Source organism: Pseudomonas sp. CAN1 (assembly GCF_030462585.1).
In the GTDB taxonomy this organism is placed as follows: Bacteria; Pseudomonadota; Gammaproteobacteria; order Pseudomonadales; family Pseudomonadaceae; genus Pseudomonas.
In genome coordinates, this window is record NZ_JASMRU010000002.1 from 240,685 (window position 1) to 267,424 (window position 26,740).

A 26,740-nucleotide genomic window follows, 5' to 3' on the forward strand; every position below is an offset into this window, starting at 1 on the left:
GATGGGCGTCTGGCGTGGCCGGGGTTTCACTCTGGTGGAGCTGCTGGTGGCAGTGACCTTGATCGGCGTGCTCAGCGCCATCGCCCTGCCGACCTATCGCGAGTATATCCGTCGCGCCCAGCGAGTCGACGCGCAGAAGTCGCTGGTGGAGCTGGCGCAGTTTCTGGAGCGCTACCACACCAGCCGGGGGACTTACCTCGGCGCCAGCCTGCCATTCGATACCGCGCCGCGTGAGGGCGGTGTGGCGCGTTATCGGCTGGGGTTTGCAGAGCCGCCGCAGGCTTCCAGCTATCGGCTGCAGGCCGCGCCATTGGACACGATGGCCGAGGATGCCTGCGGGGTGCTGACGCTGGCCAGCAGCGGGCTCCGTGGCGCGGCCGCGGAGCGCTGCTGGTAGGCGCAGGTCAGGTCGGCGTGCGGTCCACCCACTTGGGCGCGGCCAGGGGTTTCCAGGCGGCGAGGGCGTCGACCAGCTCGGCGGGCGAGGAGGCGCGCTGCAGCATGTCGCGGTGCGGCTGGCGGACGAAACGCTCCTGCACCAGATGGTCGAGGAAAGTCAGCAGCGGGTCGAAGAAGCCGTTCACTTCCAGCAGGCCCAGCGGCTTGGCGTGGTAGCCCAACTGGCCCCAGGTCCAGACTTCGAAGAGTTCTTCCAGGGTGCCGAGGCCGCCGGGCAGGGCGATGAAGGCGTCGCTCAGCTCGGCCATGCGGGCCTTGCGCGCGTGCATGCCGTCGACCACTTCCAGACGGGTCAGGCCGCTGTGGCCGACTTCGGCGTCCTTCAGGCTCTGCGGGATGATGCCGATGACTTCACCGCCGGCGGCCAGCGCGGCGTTGGCGACCATGCCCATCAGGCCCACGGCGCCGCCGCCATAGACCAGCTGGATGCCGTTCTCGGCGAGGTGGCGGCCGAGGGCTTCGGCGGCTTCCTGGTAGATCGGGGTGGCGCCGGGGCTGGCGCCGCAGAATACGCAGATGGAACGCAAGGTCATGGAGCTGTCCTCGTTTTGCTGGCCGGTTCTTGCAGGCCGTCAGGGTAGCGGCAGAGCGAGGGGCGACCAAGCCAAAAATCCGCTACTCCAATCCGGTGCGGCCGAACCCGCCGGCGGTGGCGCCCTGGGCGTAGCTGGCGAGCAGGCTTTGCAGCAACTGGTTGTGCAGCAGCGGGCTTTGTAACAGTGAAAGACGGGGCATGGCGCGAACTCCTGTTGGGCCGGGGCGAGAGGTCTATGCTAGGCGGGGTGCGCTGATCTGCCTCGTTGATCCTGCTGATCGACCTGATAGACAGTTCAAAGCTTGGCTCGTGGCCGATGGCCATTGATGCAGATCAGGGGAACCCCGATCACGTTCGGGCAGTCTTCCCCTTCAGGATTCTCCGCCCAACCTGCCTAGGAGGCATGTCATGTTCCGTAAACTCGCCGCTGTATCCCTGCTTGGCCTGTTCAGTGCCCCGCTGCTGGCCGCCGAATGCTCCGTGGACATCCAGGGCAACGACCAGATGCAGTTCAGCACCAACGCCATCAGCGTCGACAAGAGCTGCAAGAGCTTCACCGTGAACCTGTCCCACCCGGGCAGCCTGCCGAAGAACGTCATGGGCCATAACTGGGTACTGACCACCGCTGCCGACATGCAGGGCGTGGTGACCGACGGCATGGCCGCCGGTCTGGACAAGAACTACATCAAGGACGGCGACACCCGCGTGATCGCCCACACCAAGATCATCGGTTCCGGCGAGAAGGATTCGGTGAGCTTCGATATTTCCAAGCTCAAGGAAGGCGAGCAGTACACCTTCTTCTGCTCCTTCCCGGGCCACTCGGCCATGATGAAGGGCACCCTGACCCTGAAGTGAGGCGACTTTCCTCGAAAGTCTGCTGATCCGAGAAGCCCGACCCATGGTCGGGCTTTTTATTTCATGAAAGGACGGTAGGGTGTGACGTGGTTGAGATCCTGACGGGGGACCCATGTACCACGGTGAACGCTTCAACGCCTGGACCCACCTGATTGGCGCCTTGCTGGCGCTGGTAGGCGGCATCTGGCTGCTGGTGGCCACCAGCCTGCTCGGCGAGCCGCTGCGCATCGTCAGCGTGGCGATCTACGGCACGACGCTACTGCTGCTCTACAGCATTTCCACGCTCTACCACAGCGTGCGGGGTCGGGCGAAGGTCATCCTGCGCAAGCTCGACCACCTGTCGATCTACCTGCTGATCGCCGGGAGCTACACGCCGTTCTGCCTGGTGACCCTCAAGGGGCCCTGGGGCTGGACGCTGTTTGGCATCGTCTGGTCGATGGCGGTGATCGGCATGCTGCAGGAGATCAAGCCGCGCTCCGAGGCGCGAGTGCTGTCGATCATCATCTACGCGGTGATGGGCTGGATCGTGCTGATCGCGGTCGGCCCGCTGTACCGCGCACTGGGCGGCGCGGGCTTTGCCTGGCTGGTGGGCGGCGGGGCGTTCTACACCATCGGCATCATCTTCTTCGCCTACGACAGCCGCTTCCGCCACTGGCATGGCATCTGGCATCTGTTCGTGATCGCCGGCAGCCTGCTGCACTTCATCGCCATCTGGCGCTACGTCATTCCCCAGCACTGAACCCTTGAGCCGTTGACGCGAAACTGCTTCCGCGCCAACGGCTGCCTTGCGCTTACGGTGAGGTGGGCAGGGCACGCTTGTGGCGGGTCTTCTCGAAGGTGCGGACGATGATGTCGAAGGCTTCCTGGCCGACGTCCTGGCCATGCAGGAAAGCGTCGATTTCCTTGTAGGTCACGCCGTGGGCGTGCTCGTCCGGCTTGCCGGGGGCGAGGTCTTCAAGGTCGGCGGTCGGCACTTTCTCCACCAGATGCTCGGGCGCGCCGAGGCTGCGGGCGATGCTGCGCACCTGGTTCTTCACCAGGCCGGTGAGCGGGGCGAGGTCGCAGGCGCCGTCGCCGAACTTGGTGAAGAAGCCCATCACCGCTTCGGCGGCGTGGTCGGTGCCGACCACCAGGCCGGCGCGGGCGTTGGCGATGGTGTACTGGGCGACCATGCGGACGCGCGCCTTGGTGTTGCCCAGGGCGAAGTCGCGGGTGGCCGGAGCCAGGCCTTCCAGCGCCTGGGTCTCGGCGGCCAGCGCCTGCACGGCCGGGCCGATGTTCACGGTGTGGCGCTCGTCGGGGGCGATGACGTCCACCGAGTCCTGGGCGTCCTGCTCGTCGCCTTGCACGTTGTACGGCAGGCGCACGGCGAGGAAGCGGTAGTCCTGGTTTCCGGTCTCGGCGCGCAGGCCTTCCACGGCGCGCTGGCAGAGCATGCCGGCGGTGAGCGAGTCGACGCCGCCACTGATGCCCAGCACCAGGGTCTTCATTCCCGAACCCTTCAGGCAGTCCTGGATGAAGCGCACGCGCCGCTGGATCTCGGCCTGCAGCTCGGTGTCGGACTGGAAGGGCGGCTGCACATTGAGTTCTCTGGCGATGGCGGCCTGTGTGTCTTTCATCTGGAGGGCTCCTGTGGAAAGCGGAAAAGGGGTTACACCGGCACCTTGAACACGTGGCGCAGGTAGGTGACGAAGTTCTCGTCGCGGCATTGGGTCTTGCCCGGCGTGTCGGAAATCTTCGCCACCGGGTGGCCGTTGCAGGCGGTCATCTTGATCACGATGTTCATCGGTTCAACGCCGGGGATGTCGCAGGTCAGGTTGGTGCCGATGCCGAAACTGACGTTGATCTTGCCACGCAATGCGCGGAAGAGCTGCAACGCCTTGGGCATGTCGAGGCCGTCGGAGAACACCAGGGTCTTGGTCATCGGGTCGATGCCCAGGCGGCGGTAGTGGGCGATGGCCTTCTCGGCCCAGGCCAGCGGGTCACCCGAATCGTGGCGCAGGCCATCGAAGAGCTTGGCGAAGTACAGGTCGAAGTCGCTGAGGAAGGCGTCCATGGTGATGCAGTCGGTCAGCGCGATACCCAGCTGGCCGCGGTATTCGCGCACCCAGCAGTCCAGCGCGGCGATCTGGCTGTCGATCAGCCGCGGGCCGAGTTGCTGGTGCGCCATCAGCCATTCGTGAGCCATGGTGCCGATCGGCTTCACGTCGAATTCGCGGGCCAGGTGCACGTTGCTGGTGCCGACGAAGCGGCCGGGGAAGTCGCGCTTGAGGATGTGCACGACTTCTTCCTGGGTGCGGTAGGAGAAGCGCCGGCGGGTGCCGAAGTCGGCCACCTGGAATTCCTTCAGCTCCTCCGCGCTGGCGTTGCCGGCGAGCCAATCGAGCTTGCGATAGAGCTGCTCGCCGACCTGCTCCAGCACCACCTCGCGGTAGCGGTAACGGTTGCGCACCTCGCTGACGATGGCCAGCAGCGGCACTTCGAAGAGGATCACGTGCAGCCACGGCCCGCGCAGGCGGATGGCCAACTGGCCGTCCTCGATGCTGGTGTGCACGTAGCGCAGGTTGAAGCGGAACAGGCTGAGGAAGCGGATGAAGTCCGGCTTGATGAACGGGATGCGTTCGAGGAAAGCCAACTGGTCCGGGGTGGCTTCCAGTTCGGCCAGGCGCTCGATCTGGTAGCGGATTTCCGCCAGGTATGGGCGCAGGTCCTCGGCGTTGCGGCAGCGGAACTCCCACTCGACCTCGGCGTTGGGGTAGTTGTGCAGCACCGCCTGCATCATCGTCAGCTTGTAGAAGTCGGTATCCAGCAGGTTCTGCACGATGCTCTCGGCAAACACGCTCTCGGCCATGATCAATTCTCCCTGATGCCCATGAGGGCGTCGTCCAGTTCGTTCTCATCCGCGCAGAGGATCACCCCGGCGCTGCGCATTTCGTTGCAGGCGGCTTCTGCGGTTTCCTCCGCGATGGCGCGGCAGGCCGGCAGGTACAGCAGCACCTGGAAGCCAGCGCGGCGCAGTTGCAGCGCGGTGGTCTTCACGCAGTAGTCCAGCGCCAGGCCGCCCACCAATATGTGGCTGACCGCATTCTGCCGCAGGTATTCGATCACTCCGGTGCTGCGCCGTTCCGCCAGGTCGTGGTAGCAGGCGCCGTAGGGGTGCAGGTCCGGCTCCACACCCTTCCAGATGAAGAAGTCGTAGTCCATCGGCTGTGGCAGTTCGTCGAGCAGCTCGAAGCCCGGCGTGCCCGGCACACAGTGGCTGACCCAGGTGAGGTCGGCGTTGGGCAGGCTCAGCGGTTGCAGCATCTGTGCCGGCTCGCTCACCACCCAGGGCGCTTGCGGCGTGTGGGCGTCCTTGCTGCCCAGGCGCAGGCTGGCGCGTTCGGCCATCAGGTTGAGCGCGCCGCCGATGGCATCGCCGCCGGGTACCGGCAGCTCGTTGGGGCAGAGCGGGGTGAAACCTTTCTGGGCGTCTACATCGAAGCTGGCGATCAGGGTCATGGAAGCCTCCGCTTGACGGTTGGTGGCCTGTCGTGACTACATAATTCACGACATGAAATAAGTCGTCAAGCAGAAAGATCGACAATCATCGGAGGTGGAAGATGATTTCTGTACATGGTGAAATAAGTCGCGGAATGCGCACGGTGCCGGCGGAAATGGCTGCCGGGCAGTCGCCGGCCTTCGCCCTGGCGGTCTACGGTGGGGCTTTCGACCCGCCGCACCCAGGGCACGAATCGGTGATTCGCCGGGCCCTGCGGCACGCCGAACGGGTCGCGCTGGTGCCCAGCCACCGGCACGCCTTCGGCAAGCGCATGGCCGATTTCCACCTGCGTTGTCGCTGGCTGGAGCGGCTGGCGGAGCGGATGGATGGGCAGCGGGTGTACTGCGAGCCGATCGAGGCGCGCCTGGCGCCGGGGGATGCGGCGATCTACAGCATCGACCTGCTGGATGCGCTGCAACGGTGCAGCGGGCTGCCCTCCACACGTATTGCCTTGCTGATCGGTGAGGACAACGAGGCGCAGCTGGAGGGCTTCGAGCGTGCCGACGAATTGCGCCGGCGCTATGGCCGGCTGGTGGCGGGGGAGAGCATCGCGCTGCACAGCTCGATGATCCGCCAGCGCCTGCACCAGGGTTTGCCGCTGCCGGAAGCCTGGTGCCTGGCGGAAGTGAAGGAAGAATTGCATTGCTATGCGAGGAGCATCGATGAGTACCGCTGAAGTGCTGGCCACCGTGGATATCGTGGCCCTGCGCCTGAACCCCGAGCAGGGGCTGGAGCTGCTGCTGATCCGGCGCGGCCAGGCGCCGTTCGAGGGACAGTGGGCGCTGCCTGGCGTGCTGATCAACGGCCGCTGCGCCGACCACGGCCTGGACGATGCCGCGCTGCGTGCATTGCGCGAAAAGGCGCGGGTGAAGCCGGCGTACATGGAGCAGGTGGCGACCGTGGGCAACGCGGTGCGCGACCCGCGCGGCTGGTCGCTGAGTGTGTTCTATCTGGTGCTGGTGGCGCCGGATACCGAGCTGGCCGCTGACGATCTGGACTTCGTGCCGCTGGAGTCCGTGCGCGGCGAGCGCTTCGCCTTGCCCTTCGACCACACCCAACTGGTGCAGCAGGCCTGCGAGCGGCTGGCGGGCAAGTCGGTGTACAGCGCGCTGCCGCTGCACCTGCTGCCGGAGCGCTTCACCGTGGCCGAGGCGCTGAAGGCCTTCGAGTGGTCCATCGGCGAGGAAATCCAGCATTCCAGCCTGCGCGGGCGGCTGGAGCGGATGAAGGCAGCGGGTTGGGTGGAAGACACCGGCGAGCGCCACCAGCCGCCGATGGGCCGGCCGCAGCATGTCCTGCGCTTCACGCCGCAGGGGGATGGGGCGTTTGTGTTTGATCGGAGTTTGTTGGTTTAGGAGTTCCTGGGGGCGTTTGGAGTTGGGCGTTCCCTCTCCCTAACCCTCTCCCTGAAGGGAGAGGGGACTGATTCGGCGTGAAGGGGAACAGCGTGCCCCGCTTGCAATCATGGTGTCAGGAGAACACGGGCGCCCGAGTCACTCGGACACTCCCTCTCCCTTCAGGGAGAGGGCTGGGGAGAGGGCTGGGGAGAGGGTGCCACCGGCCACACGAAAATCACCCCTCCATCCGCTCCCCGATCCACTCCACGAACGCCCGAACCTTGGGCACCGCCGCCGCATGTTCGGGGTAGGCCAGGTAGTAGCCGCTGCGGCTCTGCAAACCGTGCTGCCAGGCGATCACCAGCTTGCCCTCGCTCAGCTCCTCTTCCACCAGGAACCGTGGCAGCAGCGCCACGCCGCAGCCAGCCTGCGCGGCGCGGATGCACATGTAGAAGGTGTCGAAGCGCGGCCCGTGGTAACTGTGCTCGCTGTGCTGGCCGAGGCTGAGGAACCACTCGTGCCAGGCCTCCTGGCGCGTGGCGTTCTGCAGCAGCACCAGGTCCGCCAGCTGGGTCGGGTCGCTCAGCGGCTGCGCCGGCAGGATCGCCGGTGAGCACACCGGCACCATCTCCTCGCCGAACAGCGCCACGCACTCTGCGCCGGGCAGGGTGCCGGCGCCGAAGAAGAACGCGATGTCGCAGCGCGATTGCAGCAGGTCGCCGGGCTCCAGTTCCTGGCGCAGGTCGAGGTGGATGTTCGGGTGACGATGACGCCAGCCGTTCAGCCGCGGGATCAGCCAGCGCGCGCCGAAGGTCGGTGGCGTCGCCACGCGCAGCACTTCGGTCTCGCCGCCGTAGGACAGCAGGTAGTGGGTGGACATCTCCACCTGGGTGAGGATCTTTCGCACTTCCACCAGGTACAGGTCGCCCGCCGGGGTCAGTTGCAGGCGGCGGCGCACGCGGCGGAACAGCAGGTGCTGGAGCATTTCCTCCAGCTGCGCCACCTGCTTGCTGACGGCGCTCTGGGTCAGGTTCAGCTCTTCGGAAGCGCGGGTGAAACTCAGGTGCCGCGCCACCGCTTCGAAGCATTGCAGGGCGGTCATGGACGGCAGGTGGCGTTTGCTCAGCATGGCGGGCAGTTCATGAATTTACGGAATGATGTGCATAGGAAACGTCGTTTGTTGTGCCTCGGCAAGCCGTTTATTACTGCTGGCATTCCGTCAGGTCATCTGAAAAGAACTGGAGCCCGCATGATTTCCGCACTGCTCGAATACCTCGGCGTCGACGCCCGCCTGGTCACCGGTGGCGATCAGGTCATCCACTCTCCCATCGACGGCAGCCGCCTGGGCGCGGTGCGCCTGGAAAGCGCCGCCGAGGTGGAACAGAAGATCGGCCGCGCCGCCCATGCCTTCGACGCCTGGCGCAAGGTGCCGGCGCCGCGTCGTGGCGAGCTGGTGCGGCTGTTCGGCGAGGAGCTGCGGGCGAGCAAGGCGGCGCTGGGCGAACTGGTGTCCTGGGAGGCCGGCAAGATCACCCAGGAAGGCCAGGGTGAAGTGCAGGAGATGATCGATATCTGCGACTTCGCCGTCGGCCTGTCGCGCCAGCTCTACGGCCTGACCATCGCTTCCGAGCGCCCCGGCCACCACATGCGCGAGACCTGGCACCCGCTGGGCGTGGTCGGGGTGATCAGCGCCTTCAACTTCCCGGTTGCCGTGTGGTCGTGGAACACCGCGCTGGCGCTGGTCTGCGGCAACTCGGTGGTATGGAAACCGTCGGAGAAGACTCCACTCACCGCGCTGGCCTGCCAGGCTCTGTTCGAGCGGGCGCTGAAGAAATTCGGTGACGCCCCGGCGCACCTCAGCCAGGTGGTGATCGGTGATCGCCACGCCGGCGAAGCGCTGGTGGACGACGTGCGCGTCGCCCTGGTCAGCGCCACCGGCAGCACCCGCATGGGCCGCGAAGTCGGCCCTCGCGTGGCGGCGCGTTTCGGCCGCAGCATCCTCGAACTGGGCGGCAACAACGCGATGATCCTGGCGCCCAGCGCCGACCTCGACATGGCCGTGCGCGCCGTGCTGTTCAGCGCCGTCGGCACCGCCGGGCAGCGCTGCACCACCCTGCGCCGGCTGATCGCCCATGAGTCGGTGAAGGACGAGTTCGTCAGCCGCCTGAAGACCGCCTACGCCAAGGTGCGCATCGGCCATCCGCTGGAGGGCAACCTGGTCGGCCCGCTGATCGACGAGCGCAGCTTCCTCGCCATGCAGGGCGCGCTGGAGCAGGCACGTGGCGAGGGCGGGGTGGTGTTCGGCGGCGAGCGACAGCTGGCCGACCAGTTCCCCGAGGCCTACTACGTGTCGCCGGCCATCGTCGAGATGCCCGAGCAGAGCGACGTGGTGCGCAGCGAGACCTTCGCGCCGATCCTCTACGTGGTGCCGTACAAGGACTTCAACGACGCGGTGGCGCTGAACAACGGCGTGCCCCAGGGGTTGTCGTCGTGCATCTTCACCACCGACCTGCGCGAGGCGGAAGCCTTCATCTCGGCGGTGGGCAGCGACTGCGGCATCGCCAACGTCAACATCGGCCCCAGCGGCGCGGAGATCGGCGGCGCCTTCGGTGGCGAGAAGGAAACCGGCGGCGGCCGCGAATCCGGCTCCGACGCCTGGAAGGGCTACATGCGCCGGCAGACCAACACCGTGAACTACTCGCGGGAACTGCCGCTGGCGCAGGGCATAGTCTTCGACTGAGGCCGGCATTCAGCGCTGGGCTGCGGCGGATAACGCGTGCCGCGTTATGCGCCCTACGGATTGGCTCTTCGTAGGAGCGAGCTTGCTCGCGAACAAGGCCCGGGTGAGCTTCGGTGTTATGCGGTTCGCGAGCAAGAACTAGGCGTCCCCCTCGCTCCTACACAAAGCACAGCTGTATCGAGTCATTCACAAAGGTTCGCGTAGAAGGATCGCTGGATGTCGCTTCGCCAAGAGTGTCTGTGGGAATACCTGACTCCTGACCGCCCGGAAGCCCCGGAGCTGCGCGGGGACCGCAAGGTTGACGTGTGTGTCATCGGTGCCGGCTTCACCGGCCTGTCCGCCGCGTTGCATCTGCTGGAGCGCGACCAGCAGGTCTGCGTGCTGGAAGCCCACACCACCGGGCATGGAGGCTCGGGGCGCAACGTCGGGCTGGTCAACGCCGGCCTGTGGATTCCGCCGGACGAGATCGAAGCGGGCATGGGGCCGGAGATCGGCCAGCGGGTGAACCGCATGCTCGGCAACGCGCCGTCGCTGGTGTTCTCGCTGATCGACAAGTACGCCATCGATTGCCAGGCGCGCCGCGAGGGCACCCTGCACATGGCGCACAACGCTCGTGGCCTGGCCGACCTGCGCAGCCGCTGTGAGCAATGGGGCCGGCGGGGTGCACCGGTAGAGCTGCTTGCCGGCGCTGACTGCGAACAGGCCTGCGGCACCGACAAGATCGCCGGCGCGTTGCTCGACCGTCGTGCCGGCACGCTCAATCCGATGGGCTATGTCAGCGGCCTCGCCCGCGCTGTGGTCGGCCTGGGTGGCGAGCTGTACCACCACTCTCCGGTGGTCGGCCTGGTACGCGTGGGCAGCGCCTGGAACGTGATCACTTCCGGCGGCGTGGTCACTGCCGACAAGGTGGTGATCGCCTCCAGCGCCTACACCGAAGGCGAGTGGACGCAGCTGCGTCGCACCTTCTTCCCCGGTTACTACTATCAGGTCGCCTCGCGTCCGCTGGAGGGCGCGGAAGCTGCGCGCATCCTGCCGGGCGGGCAGGGCTCCTGGGATACCCGCCAGGTGCTCAGCAGCATCCGCCGCGATGCCGACGGCCGCCTTTTACTCGGCAGCCTCGGCAAGGGCACCGGCAAGCCGGCGTGGTTCCTGAAAAGCTGGGCGGACCGTATCCAGCAGCACTACTTCCCCAGGCTGGGCAAGGTGGACTGGGAGTTCACCTGGACCGGCTGCATCGACTTCACCCCCGACCACCTCATGCGCCTGTTCGAGCCGGCGCCGGGGCTGGTCGCCATGAGCGGCTACAACGGTCGTGGCGTCACCACCGGCACGGTGGTGGGCAAGGCCTTTGCCGACTTCCTGCTGGACGGCGACGCCAGCGCGCTGCCGATGCCGCTGCGGCCCATGGAGGAAATTTCCGCTGTGGGCCTGCGCAGCTGTCTGTACGAAGCCGGCTTCTCCCTCTACCACGCCGGGCAATGCCTGCGGGTGGTGATCTGAGGTCGTTCAGACTGGGGCGCGCGCCGCCCCGGTTTGACCCACCAACGCTCGCTGCACTTTGGTCTAGCCTCTTATGGTGCGTTACCCCGACGGGTCTGCACCGCGGATGTGCAGTTCGGTGACAGCAATGGTTACGGTTGGGGTTGCGCCTGTGGTGGCTGGAAAAAGCCAGCTCACGGGAAAGGTGGTTGCACCCTGTTTGCCGCCTGGTTGCACCTTCGGCATTGATGGGGTTGCACGTGTCTAGCACTTGATGTCTGCCAGCTCAGGCTGTTTTTGCTGTAGGACTTGGTTAATAACAAAAACGAATGGCACGCCGCTTGCTGTCGATAACTCGCTGAATCGCTTAAACGAGAAATCGCCAACACGAAATACAACGCGCCATTACAAAAAAACCCTCAGGAGCAAAACTCCATGTCGCAGAAGATTTTCAGAAAAGGTTTTCTGGCTCTGGCGGTGACTACCGCGCTGGGCATGTCTTCCGTTGTACAGGCCGATGTCGTGATCGGGGTCGCAGGGCCGCATACCGGGGCCAACGCCTCGTTCGGTGAACAGTACTGGCGTGGGGCGAGCCTGGCCGCAGAGGACATCAACGCCGCCGGCGGGATCAATGGCGAGAAGATCAAGCTGGTGAAGGCCGACGACGCCTGCGAGCCGAAACAGGCCGTGGCCGTGGCCAACCGTCTGGTGGACCAGGACAAGGCGGTCGCCGTGGTCGGCCACTTCTGCTCCTCCTCCACCATCCCCGCCTCGGAGGTCTATGACGAGGCCGGCATCATCGCCATCACCCCCGGTTCCACCAACCCGCAGGTCACCGAACGCGGCCTGTCCGGCATGTTCCGCATGTGCGGTCGAGACGACCAGCAGGGTGTGGTCGCCGGCGACTACATCGTCGATGTGCTGAAGGCCAAGAAGGTCGCGGTGATCCACGACAAGGACACCTACGGCCAGGGCCTGGCGGACGCCACCCGTGCGCAGCTGAACAAGCGCGGCGTGAAGGAAGTGCTGTACGAAGGCCTGACCCGTGGCGAGAAGGACTTCAACGCCCTGGTCACCAAGATCCGCGCCTCGGGCGCAGAAGTCGTCTACTTCGGCGGCCTGCACCCGGAAGCCGGCCCGCTGGTACGGCAGATGCGCGAGCAGGGCCTGACCGCCAAGTTCATGTCCGACGACGGCATCGTAACCGACGAACTGGTCACCACCGCTGGCGGCCCGCAATACGTCAAGGGCGTGCTGATGACCTTCGGCGCCGACCCGCGGCTGATCCCGGACGGCAAGGCCGTGGTGGAGAAATTCCGCGCCAACGGCTTCGAGCCCGAGGGTTACACCCTGTACTCCTACGCCTCGATCCAGGCCCTGGCCGCTGCCTTCAACGGCGCCGGCAAGACCGACCCGGCCAAGGCCAGCGAGTGGCTGAAGTCGCACCCGGTCCCCACCGTCATGGGCCAGAAGGAGTGGGACAAGAAGGGCGACCTGAAAGTCTCCGACTACGTGGTCTACGAGTGGGACGACAAGGGCAAGTACCACCAGCTCGACGCGTTCAAGAAGTAACCGCCTGACCGGCCGGCGCCGCTACCCGCGGCGCCGGCTTCCCCGCAGGTCGACGAAACGCGCGCAGCTGGTCACGAGCCGGTGATTGCGCGAGCCGTCCGCCTTTCCTGCCCTGCTTGCGCGAGTACTCAATCGTGGACGGTATCTTCCTCCAGCAAATGATCAACGGGCTGACCCTGGGGTCGGTCTACGGCCTGATCGCCATCGGCTACACGATGGTCTACGGCATCATCGGCATGATCAACTTCGCCCACGGCGAGGTGTACATGATCTCCGCCTACCTCTCCGCCGTGGCCCTGGCGCTGCTCGCGTTCTTCGGGTTGCAGTCGTTCCCGCTGCTGATCCTCGGCACGTTGGTCTTCACCATCTTCGTCACCGGCGTCTACGGCTGGGTGATCGAGCGCATCGCCTACAAGCCGCTGCGCAACTCCACGCGCCTGGCCCCGCTGATCTCCGCCATCGGCATGTCGCTGATCCTGCAGAACTACGTGCAACTGGCCCAGGGCCCGCGCCAGCAAGGCGTGCCGACCCTGCTCGACGGTGCCTTCAAGTTCCATATCGGCGAAGGCTTCGTGCAGCTGACCTACACCAAGGTGTTCATCCTCATCGCCGCCTTCGTCGGCATGGCGGTGCTCACCTACGTGATCCAGTACACCAAGCTCGGGCGCATGTGCCGCGCCACCCAGCAGGACCGCAAGATGGCCTCGATCCTGGGGATCAACACCGACCGGGTGATCTCCTACGTGTTCATCATCGGCGCCGCCATGGCCGCGCTGGCCGGCGTGCTGATCACCATGAACTACGGCACCTTCGACTTCTACGCAGGTTTCATCATCGGCATCAAGGCGTTCACCGCCGCGGTGCTCGGCGGCATCGGCTCGCTGCCCGGCGCCATGCTCGGCGGGCTGATCCTGGGCGTGGCCGAGGCGCAGTTCTCGGGCATGGTGAACACCGACTTCAAGGACGTGTTCGCCTTCGGCCTGCTGGTGACCATCCTGATCTTCCGGCCGCAAGGGCTCCTGGGTCGTCCCCAGGTGTCGAAGGTGTAAGCATGACGTCCGCCTCCCAGACTTCAGCCGCGCCCAAGACTGCGCGCATCGATATCAAGAAGAGCCTGGTCGACACCGTGCTCGCCGGGCTGATCGCCCTGATCGTCTTCGGCCCCATCGTCGGCATCGTGCTCGACGGCTACAGCTTCAAGCTCGAGCCGGTGCGCCTCGCCTGGATGATCGGCGCGGTGATGCTCGGCCGCCTGCTGCTCAGCCTGTACCTGCAGACTCCGGCCGGCAGCCGCATCATGGACCGCTTCGAAAGCACGGACTCGGGCATCAGCGTCCTGCCGCCGGGCTACAAGACGCGCCTGCGCTGGATCGTTCCGCTGGTGATCCTCGCCGCGGTGATCTTCCCGTTCTTCGCCAGCAAGTACCTGCTCACGGTGATCATCCTCGGGTTGATCTACGTGCTGCTGGGCCTGGGGCTGAACATCGTGGTCGGCCTCGCCGGCCTGCTAGACCTCGGCTACGTGGCCTTCTACGCCATCGGCGCCTACGGCCTCGCGCTGGGCTACCAGTACCTGGGCCTGGGCTTCTGGTCGGTGCTGCCGCTGGCGGCCATCACCGCCGCGCTGGCGGGGGCGCTACTGGGCTTCCCGGTGCTGCGCATGCACGGTGACTACCTGGCCATCGTGACCCTGGGCTTCGGCGAGATCATCCGCCTGATCCTCAACAACTGGCTGTCCTTCACTGGCGGCCCGAACGGCATGCCGGTGCCGTCGCCGACCTTCTTCGGCCTCGAATTCGGTCGCCGGGCGAAGGAAGGCGGCACGCCGATCCACGAGTTCCTCGGCATCGATTACAACCAGAACTTCAAGTTCCTGTTCATCTACATCGTGCTGTTCCTGGTGGTCATGCTGGTGCTCTATATCAAGCACCGGCTGACCCGCATGCCGGTCGGCCGCGCCTGGGAAGCGCTGCGCGAGGACGAGATCGCCTGCCGCGCCATGGGCCTGAACCACGTGCTGGTGAAGCTCTCGGCGTTCATGCTCGGCGCTTCCACGGCGGGCCTCGCCGGGGTGTTCTTCGCCAGCTACCAGGGCTTCGTCAACCCGTCGTCGTTCACCTTCTTCGAGTCGGCGCTGATCCTCGCCATCGTGGTGCTGGGCGGTATGGGTTCGACGGTGGGCGTGGTGATCGCCGCCTTCGTTCTCACCGTGGCGCCGGAGTTGCTGCGCAGCTTCGCCGACTACCGCGTGCTGCTGTTCGGCATCCTCATGGTGCTGATGATGATCTGGCGTCCGCGCGGGCTGATCCGCATCAGCCGCTCGGGCTTTGCCGTGCGCAAGGGGGTGGCGCCATGAGTGCTGACAAGATCCTCAGCGTCGAACACCTGATGATGCATTTTGGCGGCATCAAGGCGCTCAACGACGTCAACCTCGACGTGGAGCGCGGCTCCATCACCGCGCTGATCGGCCCCAACGGCGCCGGCAAGACCACGGTGTTCAACTGCCTTACCGGCTTCTACAAGGCCACTGGCGGCAACATCCTGCTCAATACCCAGGGCGGCACCACCGACGTCATCAAGGTGCTTGGCCAGCCGTTCCAGGCCGGCGATTTCGTCAACCCGGCGCAGTTCGGCAATCGCGTCTTCTACAAGATGTTCGGCGGCACCCACCTGGTGAACCGCGCAGGGCTGGCGCGGACCTTCCAGAACATCCGGCTGTTCCGCGAGATGTCGGTGGTGGAGAACCTGCTGGTGGCCCAGCACATGTTCGTCAACCGCAACCTCATCGCCGGCGTGCTCAACACCCCCGGCTACCGTCGCGCGGAAAGCGAGGCGCTGGACCATGCCTTCTACTGGCTGGAAGTGGTGGACCTGGTGGACTGCGCCAATCGCCTTGCCGGCGAGATGTCCTACGGGCAGCAGCGCCGCCTGGAGATCGCCCGCGCCATGTGCACCCGGCCCGAGCTGATCTGCCTCGACGAACCCGCCGCCGGCCTCAACCCGGCGGAAACCCAGGCACTGGCGCGCATCGTGCGCTACCTGCGCGACCACCACGGCATCACCGTGCTGCTGATCGAGCACGACATGGGCATGGTGATGAACATCTCCGACCACATCATCGTGCTCGACCATGGCGTGGTCATCGCCCGTGGCGCGCCGGACGAAATCCGCCACAACGAGAAAGTGATCGCCGCCTATCTCGGCGCAGACGAAGAGGAGCTGGCATGACGGCGCCGATGTTGGAATTCCGTGAGGTCGATGTGTTCTACGGGCCGATCCAGGCGCTGAAGAAAGTCTCGCTGACCGTCAACGAAGGGGAAACCGTGGCGCTGATCGGCGCCAACGGCGCGGGCAAGTCGACGCTGCTGATGTCGATCTTCGGCCAGCCCCGCGCGGCTGGCGGCGCGATCCTCTACAAGGGCCAGGACATCCGCCACAAGTCCGCGCACTACGTCGCTTCCAACGGCATCGCGCAGTCGCCGGAAGGACGCCGGGTGTTCCCTGACATGACGGTGGAGGAGAACCTGCTGATGGGCACCATTCCTGTCGGCATGACGCACGCCGAGGAAGACATGCAGCGCATGTTCGACCTCTTCCCGCGCTTGAAGGAGCGGCGCAACCAGCGCGCCATGACCATGTCCGGCGGCGAGCAGCAGATGCTCGCCATCGCCCGTGCGCTGATGAGCCGGCCCAAGCTGCTGCTGCTCGACGAACCCTCGCTGGGGCTGGCGCCCATCGTGGTCAAGCAGATCTTCCAGACCCTGCGCGAATTGGCCAAGAGCGGGATGACGCTGTTCCTCGTGGAGCAGAACGCCAACCATGCGCTGAAGCTGTCCGACCGCGGCTATGTGATGGTCAACGGCGAGATTCGCCTGAGCGGTACCGGCGCTGAACTGCTGGGTAACCAGGAGGTTCGTAACGCGTATCTGGGTGGGCACTGACCCATCACCTTGCGTAGGAGCGGACTCCGTCCGCGATGCTTCCCGGCGCGCCTGAGAACATCGCGGACAGAGTCCGCTCCTACGGTTATCCAGCGCTTTTCTGCAGAGGGGTTTCCATGCAAGACCTCCGCTTCCTCACCAACGCCGACGTCGCCGCACGGCTGAGTTATCCCCAACTGATCGAAGCCCTGCGCATCGGCCTCGCCGGAGCCTGCGAAGCCCCGGTGCGCGCCTGCCATGAATTGCCCGCCGACGCCTCGCTGCTGACCATGCCGGTGTGGCGGCCAGGGCAGGATATCGGCGTGAAACTGGTCACCGTGTTCCCCGACAACGGCGCGAAGAACCTGCCGGCGGTGGCCGCCCTGTTCTGTCTGTTCGATGGAGAAACCGGGCGTCCGCTGGCGATGCTCGAAGCCTCGGAAATGACCGCCCGGCGCACCGCCTGCACCTCCGCGCTGGCCGCCGATTACCTGGTGCGCCGTGATGCGCGGCGGTTGCTGGTGGTCGGCAGCGGCACCCTGGCGCCACACATGGTCCGCGCCCATAGCTCAGTGCGTGAGTACGAGGACATCGCCGTCTGGGGCCGTCACGAGGACAAGGTGCATGCGCTGGTGAAGCAGCTGCAGGAGGAAGGCTATCCCGCCCACGCCTGTGTCGATCTGCGCGGTGGCGTGGCGGCGGCGGACTGCATCAGCTGCGTCACCACTTCCCGCGAGCCTATCGTCCACGGAGCCTGGCTGCGCTCGGGCTGCCACCTCGATCTGGTCGGCGCCTTCCTGCCCAGCATGCGCGAGACCGACAACGAAGCCGTCAGCCGCGCGCGCATCGTGGTCGATACCCGCGAAGGTGCACTGGAGGAGGCGGGCGACCTGCTGATTCCCATGGGCGAAGGCGTGATCGACGAGAGCGCCATTCAATGCCAACTGTCAGACCTCCTGCACGGTCGCGGCGCACGCCAGGACGACAGCGAGATCACCCTGTTCAAGTCCGTGGGTCATGCACTGGAAGACCTGATCGCCGCACGCCTGCTGCTTGCCGTGAATTAATCCAGAAAAACTGTGGGCGGGCCTGTGGATAACGTCTGGGAGAACTTCCCCAGGCCCCATGGCCACAGGCGCCGCCCAAGGCGGTCGATTTCTGTTCGATCGCCCTGCAGTCCCTGTATGGATGGACAGTTACGCTTTCGCGGATTAGTTCCCCTTTTGCGATAGTTGTCCCCGCCAGCCGTTGAAAGATCTGTGGATAACCTTGGGAAGAACTTCTCCAGCGCAGCGGCGGCGCGGCCTGCGGCGGGGCGCTCGAAAAACGTCCAGGGGAAATCGGCATTCCGCTTTGCCCACAGAATCCGTGGAACAGCCTGTGGACAAGGTGGGCGCAACCTGCGGCAGGCTAGTAGCCGTGGGGCTTTCAAGCGGCTGTTCGGGTTTTATCCAGCACGGCTGTAACGCAACGCGATGGGTTCGGGCTGTTATGCTCGATGACCGACCAGAACGCGCACCGCACGATTCCCCGGCATGCATCGGCGACGGCAGTGCCCAGTAAGAGGATATCTGTGATGACCACTCCCACTCTGTTCATTACCGGCGCCACCTCCGGCTTCGGCGAAGCCTGTGCGCGGCGTTTCGCCCGTGACGGCTGGTCGCTGGTGATCACCGGCCGCCGCGAGGAGCGTCTGAACGCGCTGGCCCAGGAGCTTTCCGCCGAGACCGATGTACTACCGCTGGTGCTCGACGTGCGCGACCGTGCGGCAATGACTGCCGCCGTAGACAGCCTGCCGGAGAAGTTCGCCAAGTTGCGTGGCCTGATCAACAACGCCGGCCTCGCCCTGGGCACTGACCCGGCGCAGAACTGCGAGCTGGATGACTGGGACACCATGGTCGACACCAACATCAAGGGCCTGATGTACGCCACCCGCCTGCTGCTGCCACGCCTGATCGCCCATGGCACGGGCGCGAGCATCCTCAACCTGGGTTCGGTGGCCGGCCGCTGGCCGTATCCGGGCGGCCACGTGTACGGCGCGACCAAGGCCTTCGTCGAGCAATTCTCGCTGAACCTGCGCTGTGACCTGCAGGGCACCGGCGTGCGCGTCACCAACCTCGAACCGGGCATGTGCGAGAGCGAGTTCTCCCTGGTGCGCTTCGGCGGTGACCAGGCCAAGTACGACAAGACCTATGCAGGCGCCGAGCCGATCCAGTCCACGGACATTGCCGAGACCATCCACTGGATCATGAACCAGCCGCCGCACATCAACATCAACACCCTGGAAATCATGCCGGTGAGCCAGGCGTGGGCGGGGTTTGCGGTGCATCGCAAGGGCTGATCGAAGTCCCTCTTACCGGGCAACGCAAGGTTGTCCGGTGTTCTTCCTGCGCAGCCTGCCTGCCACCGCAGGATCAGAGTTGCCCCTCGATGATCGCTTCGGCGATCAACTGGCGGAACCAGTCCAGGGCCGCCGACTGTTCGCTGCTCGCGCGCCAGTGCAGGGACACCTCGAAGTCCGGTAATTCGAACGGCAATTCGAGCATCTTCAGGCCACCCTCGGCGACGAACATGCAGGCGATCTGCGCCGGCAGGATGGCCAGCAGGTCGGTGTCGGCAATGATCTTCGGCAGCACCGAGAAATGCGGCACGCGCAGGGCGATGCGGCGTTCCAGCTTCATGGCCTGGAGCACTTCCTCTGCGATGCCGTGGCCCGAGGTGCGGGTCACCACCACGTGACGTTCGCCCAGGTAGGTCGCCAGGTCCAGGCTGTCGTCGATGCGCGGGTGCTCGGCACTGAGCAGGCACACGTAGTGCTCCTGGATCAGCACCTGGCTGCGGCTGCCGGGCACGGCCTGGCGGCAGATGGCGGCGTCGACCTTGCCGCTGGCCAGCCAGTCGCCGACCTCGTCCACCTGCAGGGCCAGCACTTCCACTTCGGCCAGGGGCGCTTCGTGGTTCAGTCGCGCCAGGATCAGCGGCAGGAAGCCCAGTTCGCCAAGGTCCGACAGGGCAATGCGAAAGTGCCGCTCGGTACTCGCCGGATCGAACTGCCGGGTGCTCTGTACGGCTCCCTCGATACGGGTCAGGGCCTCGCGCAGGGTGACGTAGAGCTGCTCGGCGACGAAGGTCGGCTGGATGCCCTCGCGGCTGCGGGTGAACAGCGCGTCATCGAACAGTTCGCGCAGCTTCGCCAGCGAATAGCTCACCGAGGGCTGGGTGACGAACAGGCGCTCGGCGGCGAGGGTCACGCTGCCGGCCTCGAACAGGGTGACGAAGGTGCGGATCAGGTTGAGGTCGATCTGGGCCATGACGTCTACATAGATGGAATTTATTTTCGATAGAAAGACCATCGATTTGATTGATTATGTTCGGGTTGAGACAGTGGCGCAAATCCCCACAGCCCGAAGGGCCTTGCATGAAAACTGTCCGCAGCGCCTCCTACGACATCCTCCGTCGGCACGGCCTGACCACCATCTTCGGCAACCCCGGCTCCAACGAACTGCCGTTCCTCAAGGACTTCCCCGAAGACTTCCGCTACGTACTCGGTCTGCATGAGGGCGTGGTGGTGGGCATGGCCGATGGCTACGCCCTGGCCAGCGGCAAGCCGGCCTTCGTCAACCTGCATGCCGCCGCCGGTACCGGCAACGGCATGGGCGCACTGACCAACGCCTGGTACAGCCACAGCCCGCTGGTGATCAGCGCCGGCCAGCAGGTGCGTTCGATGATCGGCGTGGAAGCGATGCTGGCCAACGTCGAGGCGACCCAGCTGCCCAAGCCGCTGGTGAAGTGGAGCGCCGAACCGGCCTGCGCCGCCGACGTGCCGCGGGCCCTGAGCCAGGCGATCCACCTGGCCAGCCTGCCGCCGAAGGCACCGGTCTACCTGTCGATACCCTATGACGACTGGGCCCAGCCGGCGCCCGCGGGCAGCGAGCATCTGGCGGCGCGGGAAGTGGCCAGCGCCGGCCTGCCTTCTCCGGCACAGCTCGCCGCTCTGCAACAGGCCCTGGCGCAAGCGAGTAATCCGGTGCTGGTGCTCGGCCCGGATGTCGACGGCGCTGGAGCCAACGACCTGGCAGTGCAGTTGGCGGAGCGGCTGCGCATGCTGGTATGGGTGGCGCCTTCGGCGTCGCGCTGCCCGTTCCCTACTCGCCATCCGTGCTTTCGTGGCGTGCTGCCGGCCGCCATCGACGGTATTTCCCGCGTGCTGGCCGGGCACGACCTGATCCTGGTAGTGGGCGCTCCGGTGTTCCGCTATCACCAGTTCTCGCCGGGCGCTTACCTGCCGGAAGGGGCGAAGCTGGTTCATCTCACCTGTGACCCGTCGGAGGCCGCCCGCGCGCCGATGGGCGACGCGTTGGTCGGCGATCTGTCGCTCACGCTGCAGGCCTTGCTCGAAGAGCTGCAGCCTAGTTCGCGCTGCATGCCTGGCGCCTTGCCGAGGCCTGCGCCGCGCCAGGCTGAAGGCGAGCTGTTGCACCCGGCGACGGTGTTCGACGTGCTCGATGAGCTGGCGCCGGAGGATGCCATCTACGTCAAGGAGTCCACTTCCACCGTCAGCGCGTTCTGGCGCCGGGTGGAGATGCGTCACCCCGGCAGTTACTACTTCCCGGCCGCTGGCGGCCTGGGCTTCGGCCTGCCGGCGGCGGTCGGCGTGCAGCTGGCGCAGCCGCAGCGAAGGGTGATCGGGATCATCGGCGACGGCTCGGCGAACTACGGCATCACTGCGCTGTGGACCGCCGCGCAGTACCGCATCCCGGTGGTGTTCCTGATCCTCAAGAACGGCACCTACGGTGCGCTGCGCTGGTTCGCCGGGGTACTCGACGTGCCGGACGCCCCCGGTCTTGACGTTCCCGGCCTGGATTTCTGCCAGCTAGGTCGCGGTTATGGCGTGCGCTCGGTCACGGTGTCGGACGAGGCAGCCCTTCGCGAGGAACTGGCGCGTGCCCTGGCCGGCAACGAGCCGGTACTCATCGAGGTTCCGACCCTGACCATCGAGCCCTGAGCATCGGGTCTGGCCGTCCAACGGCGCTTGCCGGCGGCTGAACAGCCGCCGGCGCACCAGAACAATAAGAAGAGGTGATCCATGAATACAACTTCCCTCGGCCAACGACCGGTCGCCGCGCAAGTGCGGCCGCTGCCGCACCCACCCAGCGTCGATATCGGCAACCTGCTGGACCAGGGGCCGTTCACGCCCCTGCAGAAGATGGTGGTGCTGCTCGCCGCGCTGTCCATCGTGATGGATGGATTCGACGGCCAGCTCATCGGCTATGCGATTCCGCTGATGATCCAGGAGTGGGGCATCACCCGCGAAGCCTTCGCCCCGGCGGTGGCTGCCGGGCTGATCGGCATGGGCATCGGCAGTGCCTGCGCGGGCCTGCTCGCCGACCGTTTCGGTCGGCGCGTGTCGCTGGTCACCAGCGTCTTCGTGTTCGCCTCGGCAACCTGCGCGATCGGCCTGGCTTCGGGCGTATCGACAGTAGCGCTGCTGCGCTTCATCGCCGGCCTGGGCATTGGTGGCGCGCTGCCCAGCGCTGCGACCATGACCGCCGAGTTCACCCCCGCGCGGCGGCGAACCCTGGCGATCACCCTGACCATCGTCTGTGTGCCGCTGGGTGGCATGCTGGCAGGGGTGTTCGCATCCCATGTGCTGCCAGCCTACGGTTGGCGGACGCTGTTCTTCGTCGGCGGCGCCTTGCCGCTCGTACTGGGGCTGGTATTGCTGATGGCCCTGCCGGAATCGCCGCGCTTCCTGGCACGCCAGCCAGAGCGCTGGGGTGACCTGAATGCGCTGCTTCGGCGCATGGGTCGCCCGCTGGCCAGCAAGACCGGCTTCACCGATACGCCGGGGCAGACAACGCACCAGCGCGTGGGCGTAGGCGGGCTGTTCAGCGCCGGGCTCGGGCGCGACACCCTGGCCATCTGGGTGACCTTCTTCATGTGCCTGACGGCGGTCTACAGCGCCTTCAGCTGGCTGCCGACCATGCTCCAGGCCGAGGGCCTGCCGCTGTCGGTGGCCGGTGGCGGCCTGACTGCCTACAACATGGGCGGCGTAATTGGTGCGCTGGTCTGTGCCGTGGCCATGGCGCGCTGGGGATCGTTCTGGCCGCTGTTGCTCTGCTGTGCCGGCGGCGCCGCCAGCGCCTTCGCCCTGATGACCGTGGATATCCAGCAGAACACCAGCCTGCTGATCTTCGGCTTCGGCGTGCACGGGCTGTTCGTCAACGCGGTGCAGTCCACTCTCTACGCGCTGTGCGCCTTCATCTACCCCACCAGCGTACGGGCCACCGGCACCGCTTCGGCACTCGCCTTCGGCCGCCTGGGCGCCATTCTCAGCGCCTTCGTCGGAGCCGCGATCATCACCCAGGGCGGCGCCCACGCCTACCTGGCGCTGCTGGGGACGGCGATGCTGCTGGCGTTGCTCGCCCTGAAACTGGTCAAGCGCCACATACCGGCGCCAACAGGAGAACCGTCATGAGCCAGGCCGTCGCGACGCAGAAGGAGCAGCCGGTGGCGAATGCCATCGCAGTCCCCGAGGAAGTCCTCAACATCACCATCCTCGGCGCTGGCGCCATGGGCTCGCTGTTCGGCGGCTTGCTGGCGGAGTGCGGGCAGAACGTCACGCTGCTGGACATCAATGACGCGCACCTGGAGGCGATCCGCAGCCAGGGCCTGCGCCTGGAGACCGACCAGGGCGAGCGCTACATCCGCAACCTGCTGGCTTGCCGCCCGGAGCAGGCCAGCGAGCGTGCCGACCTGCTGCTGGTATTCACCAAGACGCTGCATACGGAGGCGGCGCTGCAGGGCGTTGCGCACCTGCTGGGCGAGCAGACCCAGGTGCTCAGCCTGCAGAACGGGCTGGGCAACGCTGAGGCGCTGGGCCGCCACGTCGCCGCGGAGCGGGTAATGGTCGGCATGACCACCTGGCCGGCGGACCTGCTGGGCCCCGGCCACGTGCGTTCCCACGGCCAGGGCGTGGTGCGCCTGCTCTGCGCCGATGGCGTCGAGCGCCCCGCGGCGACCCAGGCCGCCGCCCTGCTGGAAGCGGCCGGGCTGCGCTGCGCGGTGGACCACGAGGTGTGGACCGCGATCTGGGAAAAGGTTGCCTTCAACGCCGCCCTGAACAGCCTGTGCGCGGTGACTGGCTGCACGGTGGGGCAACTGGATGGAGCACCGGAGGGCATGCGCCTGGTCCATGGCATCGTCATGGAAGTGGTAGCAGTGGCGCAGGCGTTGGGCGTGCCGGCAGACCTGCAGCGCTGCCTGCACAGCGTCGTCGACGCGGTTGCGCAGCATCGCACGCACAAACCGTCCATGCTGCAGGACATCCTGGCTGGCCGGCCAACCGAAATCGGCTCGATCAACGGCGAGGTGCTGGCCCGCGCGCGACGTTGCGGTGTTGCCGTCCCGCTGACGGAAACCCTGCTGGGGCTGCTGCGTCTGATGGAGACGCGGGCACGTACCGAGTCCACCCGTTCAGCCACCTGATGCGATCCTTCGAGGAGCCTTGTCATGAGTGATGCACCGACCCGCTACACCGACCTACACCTGCTGCCGCTCGCCGGGCAGTGGCGCGCCGGCGCCGCCGGCAGGACCCTGCGCGACGACAATCCCTACGACGGCAGTACCTTGCTGGAGATCGCCCAGGCCAACCGTGATGACCTCGATGAGGCCTACCGCAAGGCAGCGGAGGTGCAGCCGGCCTGGGCCGCCACGCCGCCGGCCGAACGCAGTGCGCTGCTGCTGCGGGTGGTCGCGATCTTCGACCAGCGCCGCGAGGAAATCATCGACTGGCTGATTCGCGAGTCCGGCAGTACCCGTCTGAAAGCCACCATCGAGTGGGGCGCGGCGCGCGCCATCAGCGTCGAGGCGGCGTCCTTCCCCAGTCGCGTGCATGGCCGCATTGTCGACTCCAATATTGCCGGCAAGGAGAGCCGCATCTACCGCAGCGCCATTGGCGTGGTGGGCGTGATCAGCCCGTGGAACTTCCCCCTGCACCTGACCCAGCGCTCGCTGGCCCCGGCCATCGCGCTGGGCAATGCGGTGGTGGTCAAGCCGGCCAGCGACACGCCGGTCTGCGGCGGCCTGCTGCTGGCGCGCATCTTCGAAGAAGCCGGCCTGCCCGCCGGGGTGCTCAGCGTGGTGGTGGGCGCCGGCAGCGAGATCGGCGATGCCTTCGTCGAGCACCCGGTGCCGGGCCTGCTGACCTTCACCGGCTCGACCCCGGTGGGGCGCAACATCGGCAGCCTCGCCAGCGGCGGCGCGCATCTCAAGCATGTGGCGCTGGAGCTGGGCGGCAACAGCCCGTTCGTGGTGCTGGAGGATGCCGATCTGGAGCAGGCGGTGGCTGCGGCGGTTTTCGGCAAGTTCCTGCACCAGGGGCAGATCTGCATGGCGATCAACCGGATCATTGTCGTCGAGCCGTTGTACGACGCCTTCGCCGAGCGTTTCGTCGAACGGGTGAAGCAGCTCAGGGTTGGCGATCCGCAATCGATCGAGACCGCGCTCGGGCCAATCATCAATGCCCGGCAATTGCGCGGGCTGCTGGAGAAGATCGCCGGTGCCCGCCGTGAAGGTGCCCGGCCGTTGCATGAAGGCGGCGTGCAGGGGCAACTGCTCGCTCCCCACGTCTATGGCGAGGTGACCGCCGACATGGAAATCGCCCGCGATGAAATCTTCGGCCCGCTGGTCGGCCTGCTGCGCGCCCGCGATGAGGCGCACGCGCTGGAACTGGCCAATGCCAGCGAGTACGGGCTTTCCAGCGCGGTGTTCAGCGGCAGCCTCGAACGCGGCGTGGCTTTCGCCCGGCAGGTTCGCGCCGGCATGACCCATGTGAACGACATACCGGTCAACGACGAAGCCAACGCGCCTTTTGGCGGCGAGAAGAACTCGGGTCTCGGGCGCTTCAATGGCGACTGGGCCATCGACGAGTTCACCCGCGATCAGTGGGTAAGCGTGCAGCGCACGCATCGTCACTACCCGTTCTGAAGCCTGACGCGGGGCCGGGGAACCGCAAGGTGTCCAGGCCCCGGCAGGGCTTCAGCCAGCGAGCAGCCAGGCGCCAGCACCCGCCGAAGCCAGGCCGGCGAAACGCACCAGCGGTGCAGCCGCCTGCGGCAGCAGGCGAACGATCCCGTAACCCGCTGCGTGCAGAGCGGCAGTCGCGCCGACGAAGCCGGCGGCATACAGCCACGGGCTGCTCAGTTCCGGCAGTTCCAGCCCGTGGGCCACGCCATGGGCGAGGGCGAACAGCGCGGTCGCACCCATCGCCAGGAACAGCGGTGGACGCACCGCCAGCGCAACGCACAGGCCCAGCGCCAGCACGGAGGCGGCGATGCCGGTCTCCATGAACGGCAGCTGCAGCCCCTCGAAGCCGAGCAATCCGCCGATCAGCATGGTCACGACGAAGGTGCACGGCAGCGCCAGCCGCGCGGCGCCTTTCTGTTGTGCCGCCCAGAGACCGACGGCGAACATCGCCAGCAAGTGATCGAGGCCGGTGAGCGGGTGGGCGATGCCGGCGATCAGGCCGTGGTCGCCGTGCCCCGGATGGGCGAAGGCCACGGCCGGGGTGAGGAACAGCGCCAGGCTGTAGAGGGCTTTGCGCAGTTGCATGGAAAACTCCCTGGTTCTTGTCATGGGGCGTCCTGTCATGAGGCGGCCGGCGTCCGCGGCCGCGAACAAGGCATCAGGCTGCGGTCAGCAGACCCTGGCGTTCGATGAAGGTGATGATCTCGGCCAGGCCCTGGCCGGTCTTCTGGTTGCTGAAGACGAACGGCTTGTCGCCGCGCATGCGCGAGGCGTCCTGGTCCATCACTTCCAGCGAGGCGCCCACCAGCGGGGCGAGGTCGATCTTGTTGATCACCAGCAGGTCGGACTTGCAGATGCCCGGCCCGCCCTTGCGCGGAATCTTGTCGCCGGCGGAGACGTCGATCACGTAGAGCGTCAGGTCCGATAGCTCCGGGCTGAAGGTAGCCGAGAGGTTGTCGCCGCCGGATTCCACCAGGATCAGGTCGAGGCCGGGGAAGCGGCGGTTGAGCTGGTCCACCGCTTCCAGGTTGATCGAGGCGTCCTCGCGGATTGCCGTGTGCGGGCAGCCGCCGGTTTCCACGCCGATGATCCGCTCCGGTTCCAGTGCCTGGTTGCGCACCAGGAACTGCGCGTCCTCCTGGGTGTAGATGTCGTTGGTGACCACGGCGATGTTGTAGCGCTGGCGCAGGGCGCGGCACAGCGCCAGGGTCAGGGCGGTCTTGCCGGAGCCCACCGGGCCGCCGATGCCGACGCGAAGAGGTTGAGTGTTCATGG

Annotated in this window: 26 protein-coding genes; 18 read left to right on the forward strand and 8 right to left on the reverse strand. The window is 66.3% G+C overall.

Translation table 11 applies throughout. From position 1 onward, the window contains the following. Position 1 precedes the first annotated feature (1 nt). The gene (locus QO207_RS03995; RefSeq protein ID WP_301531282.1) at positions 2-397 is read left to right on the forward strand and encodes a type IV pilin protein; all 396 of its coding nucleotides are present in this window, start codon (positions 2-4) and stop codon (positions 395-397) included. 7 nt (positions 398-404) lie between these two features. Here the strand turns inward: QO207_RS03995 and QO207_RS04000 are convergent, their stop codons facing one another. Beyond that, positions 405-992: a TIGR00730 family Rossman fold protein gene (locus tag QO207_RS04000; RefSeq protein ID WP_301531283.1), complete on the reverse strand. Its 588-nt coding sequence runs from the start codon at positions 990-992 to the stop codon at positions 405-407. A gap of 410 nt (positions 993-1,402) precedes the next feature. On the opposite strand from QO207_RS04000, the gene azu reads away from it, so the two are divergent. Then, entirely contained in the window at positions 1,403-1,849 is a 447-nt protein-coding gene (gene azu, locus QO207_RS04005; RefSeq protein WP_301531284.1) for an azurin, read from the forward strand. Positions 1,850-1,961: 112 nt separating this feature from the next. Further along, on the forward strand, positions 1,962-2,588 hold the full coding sequence (locus tag QO207_RS04010; protein ID WP_024766000.1) for a hemolysin III family protein: 627 nt from the start codon (positions 1,962-1,964) through the stop codon (positions 2,586-2,588). Positions 2,589-2,640: 52 nt separating this feature from the next. On the opposite strand, the gene nadE is transcribed toward QO207_RS04010, so the two are convergent. Genes nadE through QO207_RS04025 form a run of 3 tightly spaced genes read right to left on the reverse strand, consistent with a single transcriptional unit; the run spans position 2,641 to position 5,350 of the window. Then, on the reverse strand, positions 2,641-3,468 hold the full coding sequence (gene nadE / locus QO207_RS04015) for an ammonia-dependent NAD(+) synthetase (RefSeq protein WP_301531285.1): 828 nt from the start codon (positions 3,466-3,468) through the stop codon (positions 2,641-2,643). A 32-nt stretch (positions 3,469-3,500) separates the two neighbouring features. Next, complete coding sequence (pncB, locus tag QO207_RS04020; protein ID WP_301531286.1) at positions 3,501-4,700, reverse strand: nicotinate phosphoribosyltransferase; 1,200 nt, start codon at positions 4,698-4,700, stop codon at positions 3,501-3,503. A gap of 2 nt (positions 4,701-4,702) precedes the next feature. Continuing rightward, complete coding sequence (locus tag QO207_RS04025; RefSeq protein ID WP_301531287.1) at positions 4,703-5,350, reverse strand: nicotinamidase; 648 nt, start codon at positions 5,348-5,350, stop codon at positions 4,703-4,705. A gap of 155 nt (positions 5,351-5,505) precedes the next feature. Between QO207_RS04025 and QO207_RS04030 the strand changes: the two genes are divergently transcribed. Next, positions 5,506-6,066 carry a nicotinate-nicotinamide nucleotide adenylyltransferase gene (locus tag QO207_RS04030; protein ID WP_301531530.1) on the forward strand — a complete coding sequence of 187 codons (561 nt, stop codon included), beginning with the start codon at positions 5,506-5,508 and terminating at the stop codon, positions 6,064-6,066. Next, entirely contained in the window at positions 6,053-6,745 is a 693-nt protein-coding gene (locus tag QO207_RS04035; protein WP_301531288.1) for an NUDIX domain-containing protein, read from the forward strand. The genes QO207_RS04030 and QO207_RS04035 overlap by 14 nt, the downstream gene beginning before the upstream one ends. 217 nt (positions 6,746-6,962) lie before the next feature. On the opposite strand, the gene QO207_RS04040 is transcribed toward QO207_RS04035, so the two are convergent. Further along, entirely contained in the window at positions 6,963-7,856 is an 894-nt protein-coding gene (locus QO207_RS04040) for a LysR family transcriptional regulator (RefSeq protein WP_301531289.1), read from the reverse strand. A gap of 120 nt (positions 7,857-7,976) precedes the next feature. On the opposite strand from QO207_RS04040, the gene QO207_RS04045 reads away from it, so the two are divergent. The 9 genes from QO207_RS04045 to QO207_RS04085 all read left to right on the forward strand — a co-directional run bounded on the left by QO207_RS04045 (position 7,977) and on the right by QO207_RS04085 (position 18,779). After that, positions 7,977-9,467, forward strand: coding sequence for an aldehyde dehydrogenase family protein (locus tag QO207_RS04045; RefSeq protein ID WP_301531290.1), 1,491 nt, complete (start codon positions 7,977-7,979; stop codon positions 9,465-9,467). A gap of 216 nt (positions 9,468-9,683) precedes the next feature. Beyond that, positions 9,684-10,967, forward strand: a complete 1,284-nt coding sequence (locus QO207_RS04050; RefSeq protein ID WP_301531291.1) for an FAD-binding oxidoreductase — start codon at positions 9,684-9,686, stop codon at positions 10,965-10,967. A gap of 414 nt (positions 10,968-11,381) precedes the next feature. Further along, positions 11,382-12,518: a branched-chain amino acid ABC transporter substrate-binding protein gene (locus QO207_RS04055; protein ID WP_301531292.1), complete on the forward strand. Its 1,137-nt coding sequence runs from the start codon at positions 11,382-11,384 to the stop codon at positions 12,516-12,518. Between the two features lie 134 nt (positions 12,519-12,652). Continuing rightward, entirely contained in the window at positions 12,653-13,567 is a 915-nt protein-coding gene (locus QO207_RS04060; RefSeq protein ID WP_301531293.1) for a branched-chain amino acid ABC transporter permease LivH, read from the forward strand. 2 nt (positions 13,568-13,569) lie between these two features. After that, positions 13,570-14,874, forward strand: a complete 1,305-nt coding sequence (gene livM / locus QO207_RS04065) for a high-affinity branched-chain amino acid ABC transporter permease LivM (RefSeq protein ID WP_301531294.1) — start codon at positions 13,570-13,572, stop codon at positions 14,872-14,874. After that, positions 14,871-15,746, forward strand: coding sequence for an ABC transporter ATP-binding protein (locus tag QO207_RS04070; protein WP_301531295.1), 876 nt, complete (start codon positions 14,871-14,873; stop codon positions 15,744-15,746). The genes livM and QO207_RS04070 overlap by 4 nt, the downstream gene beginning before the upstream one ends. Beyond that, complete coding sequence (locus QO207_RS04075) at positions 15,743-16,459, forward strand: ABC transporter ATP-binding protein (RefSeq protein WP_301531296.1); 717 nt, start codon at positions 15,743-15,745, stop codon at positions 16,457-16,459. The genes QO207_RS04070 and QO207_RS04075 overlap by 4 nt, the downstream gene beginning before the upstream one ends. A gap of 116 nt (positions 16,460-16,575) precedes the next feature. After that, a complete protein-coding gene (locus QO207_RS04080; RefSeq protein WP_301531297.1) occupies positions 16,576-17,505 on the forward strand; it encodes an ornithine cyclodeaminase family protein in 930 nt (309 codons plus the stop codon). A 509-nt stretch (positions 17,506-18,014) separates the two neighbouring features. Further along, positions 18,015-18,779: an SDR family oxidoreductase gene (locus QO207_RS04085; RefSeq protein ID WP_301531298.1), complete on the forward strand. Its 765-nt coding sequence runs from the start codon at positions 18,015-18,017 to the stop codon at positions 18,777-18,779. 73 nt (positions 18,780-18,852) lie between these two features. Here QO207_RS04085 and QO207_RS04090 read toward each other — a convergent pair whose 3' ends face one another. Continuing rightward, positions 18,853-19,749 carry a LysR family transcriptional regulator gene (locus QO207_RS04090; RefSeq protein WP_301531299.1) on the reverse strand — a complete coding sequence of 299 codons (897 nt, stop codon included), beginning with the start codon at positions 19,747-19,749 and terminating at the stop codon, positions 18,853-18,855. Between the two features lie 107 nt (positions 19,750-19,856). On the opposite strand from QO207_RS04090, the gene mdlC reads away from it, so the two are divergent. The 4 genes from mdlC to QO207_RS04110 all read left to right on the forward strand — a co-directional run bounded on the left by mdlC (position 19,857) and on the right by QO207_RS04110 (position 25,426). Beyond that, entirely contained in the window at positions 19,857-21,443 is a 1,587-nt protein-coding gene (gene mdlC / locus QO207_RS04095) for a benzoylformate decarboxylase (protein WP_301531300.1), read from the forward strand. Between the two features lie 81 nt (positions 21,444-21,524). Further along, positions 21,525-22,916, forward strand: a complete 1,392-nt coding sequence (locus tag QO207_RS04100; protein ID WP_301531301.1) for an MFS transporter — start codon at positions 21,525-21,527, stop codon at positions 22,914-22,916. Beyond that, complete coding sequence (locus QO207_RS04105; protein WP_301531302.1) at positions 22,913-23,926, forward strand: ketopantoate reductase family protein; 1,014 nt, start codon at positions 22,913-22,915, stop codon at positions 23,924-23,926. Before QO207_RS04100 ends, QO207_RS04105 begins: the two co-directional genes overlap by 4 nt. Positions 23,927-23,950: 24 nt before the next feature. Continuing rightward, on the forward strand, positions 23,951-25,426 hold the full coding sequence (locus QO207_RS04110) for an aldehyde dehydrogenase family protein (protein WP_301531303.1): 1,476 nt from the start codon (positions 23,951-23,953) through the stop codon (positions 25,424-25,426). Between the two features lie 51 nt (positions 25,427-25,477). Here QO207_RS04110 and QO207_RS04115 read toward each other — a convergent pair whose 3' ends face one another. Both QO207_RS04115 and ureG read right to left on the reverse strand, forming a co-directional pair. Further along, the gene (locus QO207_RS04115) at positions 25,478-26,050 is read right to left on the reverse strand and encodes a HupE/UreJ family protein (RefSeq protein ID WP_301531304.1); all 573 of its coding nucleotides are present in this window, start codon (positions 26,048-26,050) and stop codon (positions 25,478-25,480) included. Between the two features lie 73 nt (positions 26,051-26,123). After that, complete coding sequence (gene ureG / locus QO207_RS04120) at positions 26,124-26,738, reverse strand: urease accessory protein UreG (RefSeq protein ID WP_301531305.1); 615 nt, start codon at positions 26,736-26,738, stop codon at positions 26,124-26,126. Positions 26,739-26,740 lie beyond the last annotated feature (2 nt).